The sequence below is a fragment of the Weizmannia sp. CD-2023 genome (assembly GCF_036225245.1).
Lineage (GTDB): Bacteria > Bacillota > Bacilli > Bacillales > Bacillaceae_C > Weizmannia > Weizmannia faecalis.
This window is the reverse complement of sequence record NZ_JARTJQ010000026.1, coordinates 1-571: the sequence shown is the minus strand read 5'-3', so window position 1 is coordinate 571 and position 571 is coordinate 1. Positions and strand designations below refer to the sequence as shown.

The following is a 571-nucleotide window of genomic DNA, read 5'->3' as shown; positions in this document are numbered from 1 at the left end:
CCACTTATCAACCTTACGGTTTGATTGAAGTGGGGGCTTCTCGACTTATCGTTGCTTTTACTAGCCAACGAAAACTGACCGAGCTAACCCTCTTGTTCCAAGAGTTTTGTTACTTATGATAACGCTAATAAGCGTAATCCCTCATTTTTGATATTGATTGCTGAATTGTGATCGCGATCTAATACAAAGCCGCAAGAACATTTATATACACGTTCAGATAATGGCATTTCTTTTTCCTTGCCGCAACATGAACACTTCTTAGTGGAGGGAAACCACTTATCAATTTTCACAAGTTGTTTCCCCTGTTCTTTTAGCTTATACGCTAAGAAAGTAGTGAACATACCCCAGCCGTTATCATGAACGCTTTTCCCAAAGTGAAGGGCTTGAGACATCCCTTTCATGTTCAAGTCCTCAATCACGACAGCATCAAAGTTAGAAGCTAATTCTTTTGACTTATGATGAAGAAAATTCATGCGTTGGTTCGCCACTTTCTCATGTAATTTAGCCACTACTAGTCGTTGCTTGTTCCAACGTGCAGAACCTTTCTTTCTTCGAGAAAGAATTCGTTGTG

General features: G+C 39.9%; 1 protein-coding gene. It reads right to left on the bottom strand.

Going from position 1 to position 571, the window contains the following annotated elements; genetic code table 11:
• Positions 1-113: 113 nt before the first annotated feature.
• The coding region (locus P9687_RS17295; protein WP_328228863.1) for an RNA-guided endonuclease InsQ/TnpB family protein at positions 114-571 on the bottom strand (458 nt) is incomplete at its 5' end.